Raw genomic sequence first — 13,573 nt, forward strand, 5'->3', positions numbered from 1 at the left:
TTCCTGTCCCCGTCCATGCCGGCCGGCCGACGCCGGACTTTCCCTACCCGTGGAGCATCGTGCGGTGGGTCCCCGGAACCGCCGCGGCCGACGTCGGCCCCGCAGGCCGCGGGCCGGCCGCTGAAGGTCTGGCCGATTTCCTGCTGTCCCTTCACGTGCCCGCCGAAACCGGCGTCCCGGTGAACCCTTTCCGGGGGGTGCCGCTGCTGGATCGTGACGCTTCGGTACTGGAATGGCTCGTGGACCGCGAACGCTACCCGCAGGCGGCAGCGTTGAGAGCGGTGTGGGCGCAGGCCTGTGCCGCCAAAGCCTGGGATGGTCCGCCGATAATGCTCCACGGGGACCTTCACCCCGGCAACATCCTGCTGACGGACCGCGGCTCGCTGGCCGGTGTCATCGATTTCGGCGACGTCGGGGCGGGGGACCCGGCCGCCGATCTTGCGGTGGGGTGGCTGATGTTCGACGCCGGCACTCGCCGCCGCTTCATGGGCACCTTTAGCTCCGCAGCGGATGGGGAGACCTGGATAAGGGCGCGTGGTTGGGCCCTCATCCTGTCCACCGCCATGCTGAGCAACTCCGACGATAATCCGCGGATGTTCGGCGCAGGAAAGTTCGGGATCAGGCAGATACTGGATGACGGACCTAGCTTGCAACTCTGACGCCGGCGTTAATTGTCGGGGGCTCCTGCCATGCTGTGGGTATGGAAGGCAGAGTAGCTGCGGAGACGTTGGAGGCCATCGAGGCCTCCCTTGCCAGGCTGGCCGCTTTCGCCGGCTGCGGAGCCGGGAACGCGGCCCCGACTAGCGCTGACCCTCTTCGGGACGAAGCGGACGCGTGCTTGGACGGCATGGCTGAGGTGGCCAGCGTGGAAGCCAGGCTGGCCGCGCTGAAAGTGCACTTCGCCGCCGGATACGCGCGCGCTGCCTCCGACATGGCCGCTCCAGCCGTTTCCCCGCAGGAGCGCACCGCCCAGGAAATGGCGGTGACAGCAGAGGTGGCCTGTGTCCTGACCGTGAGTGAAAGATCGGCGGCGGCGCTCCTGGCGGAGTCAGCCACCCTGACCACCGGGCTGCCCCTGACGCTGTCTGCGCTGCAGGCAGGGAGCATTTCCTGGCAACACGCGCGGGTGATGTGTGATGAAACGTCCGGTCTGGACCCCGCCGCGGCGGCTGCTCTGGAGGCTCATTTCCTGGACCCCGAAGCTGCCTTTGCCGCGCGTGGATGCCCTGCGGGGGAGCTGGTGCCGGGCAGGTTTCGGGCCAAAGCGCGCAGATGGCGTGAGGTGCATCATCCTGTAAGCATCGAAGCGCGCCACCGCAAGGGAGTGGAGGACCGCCGGCTGGAATATATGCCGGACCGGGACGGTATGGCCTGGCTCTCGGCCTATGTGACGGCGGATGTGGCGGTGGCTGGATGGTCCCGTGCCACGGAAGCGGCCCGTGCACTGCAGGGGCCGAATGAATCCCGGACCCTGACCCAGCTCCGCGCGGACGTCGCCGCTGACTGGCTGCTGGCGGGGGTGGCGGAGGGAACTCCGTCACCCACGGCGCAGGTCCTGGTGACCGTACCGGTGCTGTCTCTTTTGGGCGCCGTGGCGGAACCGGCCACGCTGGATGGGTACGGTCCCGTACCGCCGTCCATGGCCCGCCGGCTGGTGGGGGATGGTGCCGGATCGTTCCTGCGTGTGCTGACCGATCCGCGCAGCGGAGCGCCGCTGGAGATCGGCCGGACCAGCTACAGGGTTCCGAAGGCGATGCGCCAATGGTTGCGGCTACGGGACGGCCGGTGCCCCTTTCCGGGCTGCAATAACCATTCCCTGGATAACGAAGCGGATCACGTGCTGGCTTGGTCCGAGGGCGGCGGCACCGGCGTCACTAACCTGGGCCAGCCCTGCCGGCGTCACCATCGACTCAGACACACCACAGCGTGGAAGCCGGGAGATGCGACCCGGGACCAGCCACCTGGCTGGATCTCACCCGCGGGACGCTCCTACCCCAGCGAACAACAAGACTGGGAACCGCCACACTGGCCCCAGCACCTCGGCCGCGCGGGTGAAGGCTGGGAGTTGAAACCGCCCGACTTGCCGGACGAACTTGCCGGTGCCGTCGGACCCGGCGAGACCGGGCCACCATTGCCCGTGGATCCCTTTCCTGACTGGGAACTGTTCATCGCGGCGTAGGGTCGGCGCTCCATATTCCTGCCCGTCCAGCCACAGGTGGACGCCGTTCTGCCGGCTGCGCATGATGAAGACATGACTCCCGACGATTCTCCAGGCGGTCAGCGGCCTCGGCGGGCGACGATGGCCGACGCCGCTGTCGTTGCCCGGATGCTTTATGACTTCAACACTGAGTTCTCGACGCCGACCCCCGGCGTCCGCGAGCTCCAAGCGCGATTGAAGCTCCTCCTGGCGGGGGACGACGTTGTGGTCCTGCTGATCGGCGAGCCAGCGAGCGGCGTTGCTGTGCTGAGTTTCCGGCCCAACGTCTGGTACCCAGGGCCGGTCGCGATCCTCGACGAGCTTTACGTCCGTCCGGAGCTGCGCGGTCACCGCCTCGGCAGCGCTCTCTTGAACGCGGCACTCGACTTGGTACGCGACCGGGGCGGCTCGCTCATCGAGATTAACGTGGACGGCGAGGATACCGACGCACGACGTTTCTACGAAGCGCACGGGTTCAGCAACACTGAACCCAATCAAAGAGACCCAATGCTTTACTACTACCGGGAACTCTGAAACGGGCCCGTTGTTCACGGCGAGGGGGATCCGGCAGATCCTGGAAGGCTGACTTAGGGAACCACTCTCAGGGCCCCACTCAGCCCCACCACGCTAATGATCCTTCCCAGTTCACCCACCAGCAACCAACACGCCCTCCAGCGTTCTCCCGCGACCAGCAGTCTTTTCACGTCCCCTTTTGCCCGGCAGGTTCCATGTGCCCCGGGCGGAGAATCCCCTGTATTTAATTAAGGAGTACTCCGTGTTTGTGAAAAGCACCCTTGCCGCCGTCGCCGTCCTTGCCTCCCTGGCCGGGACAGTAGCAGCCCCTGCCCAGGCAGAGGCTACCAAGCCGGCTCCCGTCGTCGTTGGCCAGCCCCTCGCCCAGGCGCATGCGCACAACGACTATGAGCATGACCGTCCCCTATTCGATGCGCTGGAGCATGGCTTCACCAGCGTGGAAGCGGACGTGTGGCTGGTGGGCGGCGAGCTGCTGGTTGCCCACGACCTGAAGGATGTCCAGCCCGGCGTTACGCTCGAGAGCCTCTACCTCGATCCGCTCCAGGACCTGGTCCGCGGCCAGGGCCGCAGCGTCTACCCGAAGTGGGACGGCAGCCTGCAGCTTCTGATCGACATCAAGAGCGACGGCGAATCCACCTACGCCGCAATCGAGCAGGAACTGGCCGAGCACCGCGACATCATGAGCCGCTACAGCCACGGCGCCACCAAGACCGGCCCGGTCACCGCGGTCATCAGCGGAAACCGTCCGCTGGCCACCATGCAGGCACAGGAGAAGCGCTTCAGCTTCTACGATGGCCGCTCCGCAGACCTCACCTCCGGAAAGCCTGCCGGCCTGATGCCGCTGGTCAGCGACAACTGGACCAAGCTCTTCACCTGGCAGGGCGTGGGCCCCATGCCGGAGGCCGAGCGCGCCAAGCTGCGCGCTTACGTGGCCGAGGCGCACGCCAATGGCTACCGCGTCCGCTTCTGGGCCACCCCGGACACGCCCGGCACCGCACGCGAAGCCATCTGGAACGAACTCTTCGACGCCGGCGTGGACCACATCAACACCGACGACCTCGCAGCACTGCAGCAGTTCCTGACCGCCCGCGCGGCCTAAGCCGCACACCTCAGGCCCCAACCCCGCAAAGAAGAGGAATACGTCATGCCTTCAAAAACCATCAAAACGACGACTGCGGCGGTAGCCGTCCTGGCGCTCGGCCTCCTTGCGTCCCAGCCCGCTGCCGCCGCCGCCGACAACACCGCCGACAGCACTTCCAAGAGCCGGGGGTTCACGTTCGGCGTGATCGGCGACATCCCCTACGGCGAGGCCGAAATCGCGAAGTTCCCCGCCCGCATCCAGGACATCAACGCCGACAGCGCGCTGAAGTTTGTCACCCACGTGGGCGACATCAAGAACGGCTCCTCGGTCTGCTCGGACGAGTACTTCGAGAACATCCGCACGCAGTTCGACACCTTCGAGCACCCGCTGGTCTTCACCCCGGGCGACAACGAATGGGTGGACTGCCACCGCACCAACAACGGCGCCTACAACCCGCTGGAACGGCTCGACAAGCTGCGGGATATCTTCTTCGACGAGTCCGGCAAGACCCTGGGCGCCACCATGCCTGTCAAGACCCAGGCGGACCTCGGACTGCCGGAAAACGTCCGCTTCACCCAGAACCGGGTGGCGTTTTCCGTGCTGAATATCCAGGGCAGCAACAACTCGCTGCAGCCGTGGACGGGCCTGGGCGAAACCACGGCCACGCCCGAGCAGTTGGCCGAAGTTAGGCACCGGACGGACGCCGTCCTTGCCCAGATCCGCGACACCTTCGCTGACGCCGAACGCCGCAACGACCGTGCCATTGTCCTGATGACCCAGGCCGACATGTTCGACCCGTCCCTCCTCGCCGCCGCGACCGCCAATCCGGACACCATGTCCGGCTTCCGCGAAATCGTGCAGGCTGTTATCGACGAAACCAACAGCTTCGACGCCCCGGTTTACCTCATCAACGGCGACAGCCACGTCTTCGCCGAGAACCAGCCGCTCGCGGAGGGCTCACCCTGGCTGGACATCTACGGCCAGCCCGCCGCCGATGACCTGCAGCGCATCACCGTGGACGGATCCGCCAACGCCACCAACTTCGTTAGGTTCACCGTCGCCGGCAACAGTGCCGATGGCGCGGATGTTCTGGCCTGGGAAAAAGTCCCCTTCAGCCAGTAGGCACCGGACGGAAGCGGACGACGGCGGGAGGTCCCGCCGTCGTCCGCTTGCCTGCCCCCGGTGGCTCAGGGTATTTCCGGCATGTCCTTCAGCCCTGTAGTGCTGGCGTAGCTCCAAATGGCGTGGTCGAGTTCTTTCTGCCCCACGTAGAGTTTCCCCGCAGCCTCCTTGACGAGGGCGCCGGCAAATTCAGAAGGCACTCGCCGCCGAACCGCGCGCGCCACGAAGTCAGTGATCCACGTGTCTGCCTTCACGCCGTCATGGTTCAGCAGCATCGTGAAGTACTCCCACGTAACAGAGCCGAGGCCTGAGACTCCTGTGTACCCAGTCCTGTGATCAGCGTCTCTTGGCCTAAGATGTGCTGCCTCGGTTACCCCAATGGCCACGAAGCGCTTGGCCGCTTCCACGATGGCAAGAGCCTTTGTCTTCCCTGCGTGCACTTTCTGGCGATTCAGGACCTTTTCGAGTGCAAGCGGGTCCTGGCCCGCCAGATAGCTCATCCTCTCTGAATCGATGATGTGCTCCGAGTGTTTCTCGTACCGCAGAACGGCGCCCCGGGCGCCTGTCCACGACCCGTCGTTGCGTGGTCTGCCGTACCGGAAACGGATCGACATGACCGCATCGACCAATGCCGAATCCATGCGCTTATAACCGCCAGGCCATTTCTTCCAGGGTGTCGGAAGGGCCGCAATGGCGATGAGGAGTCGGTCGAGGTCGGGAGCGGTCGCATTCACAGGTAGCTTTTCACGCTGGCTCGGAGTGCTTCCGTGTGCTCGTAGATCTCTTCCAACGAGCTAATCGGCATCCTGGTCTCTTCCTTGTTGCCGTCAAAAATTCCGATGTACTTTTGGGTGCGGTTAAAGTGCAGGCGCGCGATCGGCTTGCGATTGTTGTCGTCCAACAGCACCGCGAAATACGATTTGGCATCTCTCTGCGCTATACGTGCGGGCTTGACTTCGCTGCAGACGATGGCCCGCACAATCTGGTATCCCTCAATTTCCTCCAGCGTCGTTTCTATGCCGTCAGCATCGGCAAGGTCTGCTTCCGCTACGGGTGCGCTGGTGACCGTGGCAGCCATTGTGGCGTCCTCGTTTTGCGGAAAGGTCGACGCGCCGAGAGCTTTCTTCAGCCGTTCGTTCACCTGGTCGTTCAGGAACTGCTTTGACGCTTTGGTTACCAACGTGGTGAACTGCTCACGCACTTTCTGCGTGTACGCACCCGTATACACGCGGCCGGTGAGGAACTTGATCCACTCGTCCTCCGGCTCTTTGAATTGTGCCGCCAGGGTCCTCTTAAGCTCACCGATGTATTTCAGTTCGCCAGCCGCGCTGATGATCGAGTCGAGATCAAAGACGTCCTTCGAGAGTTTTTGCAGTTCCGGGATGAGGGATTCGTCGATGTCACTCAGGTCGAGCACGAGGAACGGCTTGGCGTCCATGCGGTTTGGTGCATCGAGGTCGGTGAAGAATTGGTACACCTCGCCGTTGGTAAGAACGGCGATCCTAGCGCTGGTTACGGCAAAATACCGGAACAGCTGAGATGCGTGCTCGATTTTCACGGGTTCCGTGGACTTCTTGCACTCGATCAGGATCTGGACTTCGCCGTCCTTGACGATCGCATAGTCGATCTTCTCGCCCTTTTTGAGCCCTACATCGGCGATGAACTCCGGTACGACTTCCATGGGGTTGAAGACGTCATAGCCAAGAATCGTGGAAATGAAGGGCATGACAAAGGCATTTTTTGTTGCCTCTTCGATTTGGATCACGCCCCGCTGTTGACGCACCTTTGCTGCCAAAGCTGATAGTTTTTCTGCAAAATCCATTTGTCCCCCTGAGAATTGATGGTGCTGCCCACCGTAGCGCAGCCCTGTGCCACTTTGATGAAAGTACTACCAGGCGGCGAAATTCGCGCTTGAGATTCCCTGCCATCGAAACGACTCGCCCCGCTGAGACAGGCCGCTGTCCCGATGCCCGCCACCGCGGCGAAGTTCGCCCCCTTCGTCCCGTTTCTGCTCAGCGACGACGGCACCGACTTGCAGAGCATCACCTGGAGCGAAAGAGATCGTGGTGAATCGGCCGAGTATCCTTTCCTCAGCCCGTACGAATGGGCGAGCACGTCTAAGACTCTTGAAACTGTGTGTGTGGAATCGGAAAACTGGGGGAATCAGTGCGTGAAATGAGCTTCACTGCCATCGACTTTGAGACGGCCAACAGCCAACGCGGTTCGGTGTGCGCGGTCGGTCTGGCCCGGGTTGTCAGGGGAGAGATCGTCGAACGGGCATCTTGGCTGATCAAACCGCCCAGGGGCATCGATCACTTTGAACCCCGTAACGTCGGCATTCATGGCATCCGTGCACAAGACGTTGTGACCGCCCGTGATTGGGAAGAGTCACTCGCGAGCATCTTCCGATTCGCTGCTGGCGGCCACTTCGTGGCGTACAACGCCGGGTTCGATGCGAGTGTCATGAGGGCCGCTACCGAAGCGACTGGAATTGTCCTGCCTCGGCACGAGTTCTATTGCGCACTGGAACTCGCCCGCGGGCATCTAGATCTCCCGCGTCACAAGTTGAACGACGTCACGGATCATTTGGACCTCCCGCTCTTTGCACACCACGAGGCCGGTGCGGATGCGATCGCCTGCGCCAACGTGGTGCTGACCATAGCCCGCATGCGACAACTCGAGTCCGTTGCTGACATGTGGGCGGCCCCGCTCGGAGCGAAACGAGCCAGGAGGCTTGAGCCGGGTAAGCCGCTGATCCCGGTCGGCGGGCAAGTCAACTACACGACCGACCGCACCCTGCGCCTTGCTGATCTGCCGCAACCCAATGCCTCCGCTGACCCGCGGCATCCCTTCTTTGGCCACACATTCTGCTTCACAGGCGAGCTGCAGCGTTTCACAAGGCTTGACGCCATGGCCGCGGTCGCGGACTGCGGAGCGACCAACGGTCAGGGAATCACAAAGAAAACCACTTACGTCGTCGTCGGGCGCTCAGACTCTGCACACTCGGCGAATGCCGGAGACTTGGGCGCCTCCGGTAAAGAACGCAAGGCGCTCGACTACATCGCCCTCGGCCAACACATCACGGTGCTGGGCGAGCGGGAATTCCTTCAGCTTTTGGGACGCCCGGGTGTCAACGTGGAAGTGTCGCATCCGAGGCCCTCCAGTGCACATTCCGTTCAGCACGGATTGGACAAACTTCCTGAGGGCCCTCGGTGGCTGGTCAAGCTGAAGAGCGTTCTTGGCCTGAAGTAACCGTTGGCCGTCTCACTGCGCGGCTGTACCGTTTCGACGTCAAGGTCCGGTCCTCGCTGGTTCTGGGCTGGTGGGCGCCAGCGGCATCGTCAGCGACCAGCACCAACTACGCGCGGCCCCTCAGGATCAGGTTCCAGTAGACCTGGGGGAAGATATCGCGGTCCACCACCCACGATGCTCGGCTCTCTTTCCACGTTGGCACCTTCGGGACAGAGGGCATGGGCCGATACTGGTCATCGAACTCGGCGAAGACAACCGTAGAACGGGAAACCGTGAACGGGCACACTGAGTATCCGTCGTACTTCTCTGTGAGGGGATTTCCCTCCAAGGCAGCAACCAGGTTCTTGGCCAGGACCTTTGTTTGCTTTCGCAACGCACCGCCGGACTTGGAATTGGTGGTTGCCGCGGCATCCCCCAAAGACCAGACGTTCGGGAACCTGACGTGCCGGAGGGTCTGCGGGTCCACTTCCACAAATCCGCCGGCGTCACCCTGGGCGGGCAGGTCCGTTGTTTTCAGCCAGTCCGGCGCCGACTGCGGCGGGACGGCATTGAGCACGTCGTAGCGCAGTTCCTCGGTGGAGCCGGTGGCATTGTTCCGGATCATAGCGGTCTGTTGCGTGGCCGCCACCGAAACCAGCTCGCTGTCCAGGCGCAGTTCGATGCCATACTCGGCAACCTTGCGGTTCAGCTCGTCATCCACTCCTGGCACACCGAATACGGTGGGGTAAGGCTGCACCATGACTACCCGGATGTCCTGGAGCACTCCCTGCTCGCGCCAGTAGTCGCAGGCCAGGTACATCGGTTTCTGCGCGGCGCCCCCGCACTTGATGGGCCCGGCGGGCATGGTGAAAACGGCGGTCCCGGTCTTGAGGCTGCTGAGAAGCGTCCAGGCTTTGGCTGCCAGATTGAATTCATAGTGGGACGCGCCGGACGGGGAATGAACGGCGTCGGCCAGGCCCGGGATCCCATCCCAGTCCAGCTGCAGCCCGGGGCAGACCACCAGGTGGCCATACCCCAGCCGGGTGCCCGAGGCCAAGGTCACCATGTTGCTGGCCGGGTCGATGTCCGCGGCGCCGTCCCGGATCCAATTCACCCCACGGGGCATGACGGAACGCTGGGGGCGGACGGCGTCGGAGGCCTTCGCCCTCCCTCCGGCGATGTGGGAGAACAGCGGCTGGTAGAAGTGGCGGTCCCCGGGCTCCACCACGGCCAGATCCTTCACGCCGTAGCGGACAAGGCGTGCTGCGAGGGAGACGCCGGCGTTGCCTCCGCCGATGATGATGACGTCGTGGTGCTGCCCGGCCACGGCGCTACTTCTTCACGGTCAGGGCGGAGGCTTTGTGCGCGGCCCGAGCCCCGGTTTTGGCGGACTCCACCACATACTGCGGCTCCTCCTCGCTGGCCCGGTGCGTGTGTCCGTCCAGCTCAAAATCAGTGACCTTCTTCTGCACGATCTTGCCGTGGGTGGGGCCTTGAGGCGTGTTCCATTCCACGGGTGTTCCCTTGCTCAGCGACATCGGCACTCCTCGGATACGGCGGTTCCAGCAGCGCATGGCTGACCGGCAACCGGAGCTTCAATAGTAAGCATGATGAGCATTATTGGGTATTGTCCGATCAGCGACGGCGGCTATCCACACCAGGCCTCCGCGGGATTCCAACGCGAAGAGCGTAGGCGAACTCGGGTGGAGCGGCCTGGCCGTTAGTCCGCCGGCTCCCCTCGGATTCATTATCTTGACGATATCTTCACTATGGCGGACGATCGAGGAATGGAGAATCACGACGGCGGTCCCGGCGCAGGACTGGAATCCCCCGGCGTGGAGGATCAGGCGGAACGCGCCATGACAGTGGTGGGGGCGCTGGTCCTGCAGTTGCGGCGAGAGGCCGGGTACAGCATCGGGAGCCTGGCGGCGGCGGCCGGCCTTAGTCCGGGTCTGCTCAGCCAGATCGAGCGCGGCCAAGGCAATCCGTCACTGACCACGCTGATCAAGCTGTCCCAGGCCCTGAAAGTGCCGGTCGGGCGCTTTTTTGACACCAAGGATCAGGGCGGGGCCCTGGTTCGGCGCGCCGACAGGCGGCGCCTCGAAGTTGCCGAGGATAACCTCATCTATGAGCTCCTGACACCCCACATGAGCGGCCAGCTGGGCATGCTCCGGGCCCAGATTGCGGCTGGATGGGACAACGAGGATGCTCCCTTCAAGCATGCCGGCGAGGAGTGCGTGACCATGGTGCAGGGCCGGCTCCACGTCTGCGTCAACGGCGTGGGATACGACCTGGAGGAAGGCGATTCGCTGACCTACGACTCCTCGCTGCCGCACTGGTACCGCAACTCAACGATGGAAGATGCGGTGCTGATCGGCGCCATGACGCCGCCGTCGTTCTAGTTGTCGTCTTCCGCAGGGCGTTCAATATAATGAATGAATTGCGTTCAAAGTGTTGACTTGAGCGGTGGCTGGGCCAAATACTGATGGGAGCGCGTGGAGCCAGCCGGCTGCCGACGCCGCCGCAGCCGGCCATCCAGCCCCGGCCCGTCCACCACTCCAAGGAACCTGCCCATGACGCCCAGCACCGCCCCGGCAACCGCCGTTCCAGCCAGCACCGCCCCCACCGCCGCCGCGCTTGACTGGGCCAAAAAACTGGTCGCCTTCGACACCACCAGCCGCAATTCCAACCTTGCGATGATCCGCAGCATGGCGGACGAGCTCACCGCTCACGGTCTCACGCCGCTGATCGTCCCCAGCCCGGACGGCCGCAAAGCCAACCTCTTCGCCACGATTCCGGCCCACGACGGCGCCGTCACCGGCGGCATCATGCTCGCCGGGCACACCGACGTCGTCCCCGTGGACGGTCAGGCGTGGGACAGCGACCCGTTCGCACCCGAGGTCCGCGACGGGCGGCTCTACGGCCGCGGTACCACGGACATGAAAGCCTTCAGCGGCGCAATCCTGGGCCTCCTGCCGGCATTCCTCTCCCGTCCGCTGGCAGAACCGCTGCACTTCGCCTGGACCTACGACGAAGAGGTGGGATGCCACGGCGCCGTCGTCCTGCTGGCCGAGATCGCCGCCCGCGGGATCCGTCCCCGGTTGTGCTTTGTCGGCGAGCCCACCAGCATGCGCCCGGTCTCAGCGCACAAGAGCAGCCAGCTCTATCGCGTCAGTGTCAGCGGGATTGCCGCCCACTCCTCCATGACCTCCACCGGCGTTAACGCCATCGAGTACGCGGCCCGGTCCATTGCATTCATCCGCTCCCTCGCCGACGAACACCGGCTCTCCGGCCCCTTCGACGAGAGTTTTGTGGTGCCTTACACCACCGCCAATGTCGGCGTCGTCAGCGGCGGGGCCGCAGTGAATACCGTTGCCGAAAAGTGCGACTTCGAGTTTGAGTTCCGGACCATTCCAGGCGACGACCCGGATGCCTTCACATCCCGCGTCGAGGACGATCTGGCCCAGCTGCGGGCCGAAATCCAGCAGGAGAATCCCTCGGCTGATATCCGCATGGTCCCGCTGGGTAAGGTGCCGGGACTCAGCCCCGAGGGCCCGCGCGCCGGATTGGAACTGGCCCAGGACCTCACCGGCATCATTGCCGAGGAGACAGTTGTCTACGCGACCGAGGCCGGACTCTTCCAGCGGGCCGGGATCGACACCGTGGTGTGCGGGCCCGGCAGCATGGACCAAGGCCACACCGCCAACGAATACATCGAACTGACCCAGATCGCCGCCTGCGAGCGTTTTTTGCAGGCTCTCGCCGCCCACCTCGCTACGACCGAACGGACTGCCCAGCCATGAGCCATCAAACCGCCCCCAGCCTCGGTTCCAGCGGCCAGGCCGCCGACACGCGTTCGCCGGCCGCCCTGGCGCTGGAACAAAGCAACGCCCGGAAGGCCGTCGTCGCAGCCTCCATCGGCAACGGACTCGAATGGTTCGACCTGATCGTCTACGGCACCTTCGCTGTCACCATTTCCAAGCTATTCTTCCCGACGACGAATGAAACGGCGTCGCTGCTGCTGGCCTTCGCGTCATTCGGAGTTTCTTTCATCATGCGTCCCCTCGGTGGCATCATCATCGGCCGCTACGCCGACAGGGCCGGCCGTAAGGCGGGCATGCTGGTGTCCATCCTCGTTATGTTCGTCGGAACGTTGATTATTGTTGTCGCTCCCACGGCCGCTGCCATCGGGGTCACGGCGAGCATCCTGGTACTGGTGGCGCGGCTGCTGCAGGGCTTCGCCACCGGCGGTGAATTCGGCACCGCGACGGCCTATCTGATCGAGTACGCACCCAACCGAAAGGCGTTCTACGGCAGCTGGCAGGTGGCCACCCAGGGCGGCGGCATCCTGCTCGCCGGGATCTTCGGGTTCGTGCTGAACACCTACCTCAGCACCCAGGCGCTCGACTCCTGGGGTTGGCGGCTTCCGTTTATCTTCGCGCTGGCACTCGGTCCCGTGGGCTGGTACATCCGGTCCAAGATGCAGGAGACCCCGGAGTTCCTCGCCATGGAACGGTCCACGGCGCCCCTGCGGGAGACGTTCATCGGCAACCGGGGCCGGCTCTGGGCCATCGTCGGCGTCGTTTCCCTGGGATCTGTGGGCGTCTACATCGCCCTCTTTATGCCCACCTACGCGATCGTGAATCTTGGGATGCCGAAATCCGTGGCATTCCTCTCCACCCTGATCTTCGGTGTGGTCATGAGTATCGGTTCCCCGTTCATCGGCATGCTCGCGGACAAAATGGGGCCGGCCCGGATCATGACCTGGGCTGCCGTTGGGTCCATGATTGTCGGGGTTCCGGCGTTTATGCTGCTCATCGCGGCGCCCGCATTGCCCACCATGATCGTGGTGGAACTGGTGCTGTCGGTCCTGGCCACTGCCTACTTCGCGCCGCTGCCAGCCATCATGTCCGCGATGTTCCCGGCCCGCATCCGCTCAACGGGACTTTCGCTGGGCTACAACATTGGGGTCACCGTCTTTGGCGGTTTTGCTCCCTTCATCCTCACCTGGCTGATCGGCAGCACCGGTTCCCTGCTGGTACCGGGCTTCTACCTCGTTGCGGTTGCAGTGATCGCCTTGGCCAGCCTCACCATTTCCCGGAAGGTGTACCGCCAGGCCTGATCCAAGCAGGGCTGGGTTCCCGCCCAAGTGGCGGGAACCCATACTTCAAACTCCCGCCCTGAGGGGCCAACCTCTAAGGTCCAACGTCGAAGCACCTAGCCGAACAGGCTCAGCACGGCTTGTGCGAACGCGTCCGGGTTCTCCTGCGGAACGTTGTGTCCAACACCCGGAAGGAGGCGTTCGCTGTAGGGGTGTTATGCGTCGCAGTGTTTGGCGGTGTGGGCGTCTTTGGGCGTGACGAGAAGGGTTTTTTGCCGCGGGGTCTTGATTTAGTGTCGTCGGCGGC

The 13,573-nt window shown here is 63.8% G+C and carries 13 protein-coding genes; 9 read left to right on the plus strand and 4 right to left on the minus strand.

The features are described 5' to 3' along the window. From RCH07_RS18125 to RCH07_RS18145, 5 genes are all read left to right on the plus strand, one after another. On the plus strand, positions 1-659 hold a 659-nt coding region (locus tag RCH07_RS18125; protein ID WP_326968886.1), incomplete at its 5' end, for an aminoglycoside phosphotransferase family protein. 41 nt (positions 660-700) lie between these two features. Further along, positions 701-2,179: an HNH endonuclease signature motif containing protein gene (locus RCH07_RS18130; RefSeq protein ID WP_326968887.1), complete on the plus strand. Its 1,479-nt coding sequence runs from the start codon at positions 701-703 to the stop codon at positions 2,177-2,179. Positions 2,180-2,251: 72 nt separating this feature from the next. Further along, positions 2,252-2,731 (plus strand): GNAT family N-acetyltransferase, encoded by a 480-nt coding sequence (locus RCH07_RS18135; protein WP_326968888.1) that lies wholly within the window; start codon positions 2,252-2,254, stop codon positions 2,729-2,731. 241 nt (positions 2,732-2,972) lie between these two features. After that, the gene (locus RCH07_RS18140; RefSeq protein WP_326968889.1) at positions 2,973-3,830 is read left to right on the plus strand and encodes a phosphatidylinositol-specific phospholipase C/glycerophosphodiester phosphodiesterase family protein; all 858 of its coding nucleotides are present in this window, start codon (positions 2,973-2,975) and stop codon (positions 3,828-3,830) included. Between the two features lie 45 nt (positions 3,831-3,875). After that, positions 3,876-4,934, plus strand: coding sequence for a hypothetical protein (locus tag RCH07_RS18145; protein ID WP_326968890.1), 1,059 nt, complete (start codon positions 3,876-3,878; stop codon positions 4,932-4,934). Between the two features lie 65 nt (positions 4,935-4,999). Here the strand turns inward: RCH07_RS18145 and RCH07_RS18150 are convergent, their stop codons facing one another. Together RCH07_RS18150 and RCH07_RS18155 are read right to left on the minus strand one after the other, a co-directional pair. Next, a complete protein-coding gene (locus tag RCH07_RS18150; protein ID WP_326968891.1) occupies positions 5,000-5,668 on the minus strand; it encodes a hypothetical protein in 669 nt (222 codons plus the stop codon). After that, positions 5,665-6,756 carry a type I restriction endonuclease gene (locus RCH07_RS18155; protein ID WP_326968892.1) on the minus strand — a complete coding sequence of 364 codons (1,092 nt, stop codon included), beginning with the start codon at positions 6,754-6,756 and terminating at the stop codon, positions 5,665-5,667. Before RCH07_RS18155 ends, RCH07_RS18150 begins: the two co-directional genes overlap by 4 nt. A 353-nt stretch (positions 6,757-7,109) precedes the next feature. Here RCH07_RS18155 and RCH07_RS18160 point away from each other — a divergent pair, with 353 nt between their 5' ends. After that, the gene (locus tag RCH07_RS18160; RefSeq protein ID WP_326968893.1) at positions 7,110-8,186 is read left to right on the plus strand and encodes an exonuclease domain-containing protein; all 1,077 of its coding nucleotides are present in this window, start codon (positions 7,110-7,112) and stop codon (positions 8,184-8,186) included. 106 nt (positions 8,187-8,292) lie between these two features. Here the strand turns inward: RCH07_RS18160 and RCH07_RS18165 are convergent, their stop codons facing one another. Beyond that, entirely contained in the window at positions 8,293-9,492 is a 1,200-nt protein-coding gene (locus RCH07_RS18165) for an NAD(P)/FAD-dependent oxidoreductase (protein ID WP_326968894.1), read from the minus strand. A 4-nt stretch (positions 9,493-9,496) separates the two neighbouring features. Continuing rightward, positions 9,497-9,703, minus strand: a complete 207-nt coding sequence (locus RCH07_RS18170) for a DUF2945 domain-containing protein (RefSeq protein WP_326968895.1) — start codon at positions 9,701-9,703, stop codon at positions 9,497-9,499. 249 nt (positions 9,704-9,952) lie between these two features. Here RCH07_RS18170 and RCH07_RS18175 point away from each other — a divergent pair, with 249 nt between their 5' ends. The 3 genes from RCH07_RS18175 (at position 9,953) to RCH07_RS18185 (ending at position 13,287) form a co-directional block, all read left to right on the plus strand. Then, positions 9,953-10,567 (plus strand): helix-turn-helix domain-containing protein, encoded by a 615-nt coding sequence (locus RCH07_RS18175; RefSeq protein ID WP_326968896.1) that lies wholly within the window; start codon positions 9,953-9,955, stop codon positions 10,565-10,567. 171 nt (positions 10,568-10,738) lie between these two features. Beyond that, positions 10,739-11,968: an acetylornithine deacetylase gene (argE, locus tag RCH07_RS18180; protein WP_326968897.1), complete on the plus strand. Its 1,230-nt coding sequence runs from the start codon at positions 10,739-10,741 to the stop codon at positions 11,966-11,968. Then, positions 11,965-13,287, plus strand: a complete 1,323-nt coding sequence (locus tag RCH07_RS18185; RefSeq protein WP_326968898.1) for an MFS transporter — start codon at positions 11,965-11,967, stop codon at positions 13,285-13,287. The genes argE and RCH07_RS18185 overlap by 4 nt, the downstream gene beginning before the upstream one ends. The last annotated feature ends 286 nt before the right edge of the window (positions 13,288-13,573 follow it).

The organism is Arthrobacter sp. CG_A4, from assembly GCF_035985125.1.
GTDB lineage: Bacteria > Actinomycetota > Actinomycetes > Actinomycetales > Micrococcaceae > Arthrobacter.

Coding starts and splice junctions, on each gene's coding strand:
- RCH07_RS18170 (WP_326968895.1), bottom strand. CDS start 9,703: ATGTCGCTGAGCAAGGGAACACCCGTGGAATGGAACACGCCTCAAGGC.
- RCH07_RS18135 (WP_326968888.1), top strand. CDS start 2,252: ATGACTCCCGACGATTCTCCAGGCGGTCAGCGGCCTCGGCGGGCGACG.
- RCH07_RS18185 (WP_326968898.1), top strand. CDS start 11,965: ATGAGCCATCAAACCGCCCCCAGCCTCGGTTCCAGCGGCCAGGCCGCC.
- RCH07_RS18145 (WP_326968890.1), top strand. CDS start 3,876: ATGCCTTCAAAAACCATCAAAACGACGACTGCGGCGGTAGCCGTCCTG.
- RCH07_RS18130 (WP_326968887.1), top strand. CDS start 701: ATGGAAGGCAGAGTAGCTGCGGAGACGTTGGAGGCCATCGAGGCCTCC.
- RCH07_RS18175 (WP_326968896.1), top strand. CDS start 9,953: ATGGAGAATCACGACGGCGGTCCCGGCGCAGGACTGGAATCCCCCGGC.
- RCH07_RS18160 (WP_326968893.1), top strand. CDS start 7,110: ATGAGCTTCACTGCCATCGACTTTGAGACGGCCAACAGCCAACGCGGT.
- argE (WP_326968897.1), top strand. CDS start 10,739: ATGACGCCCAGCACCGCCCCGGCAACCGCCGTTCCAGCCAGCACCGCC.
- RCH07_RS18155 (WP_326968892.1), bottom strand. CDS start 6,756: ATGGATTTTGCAGAAAAACTATCAGCTTTGGCAGCAAAGGTGCGTCAA.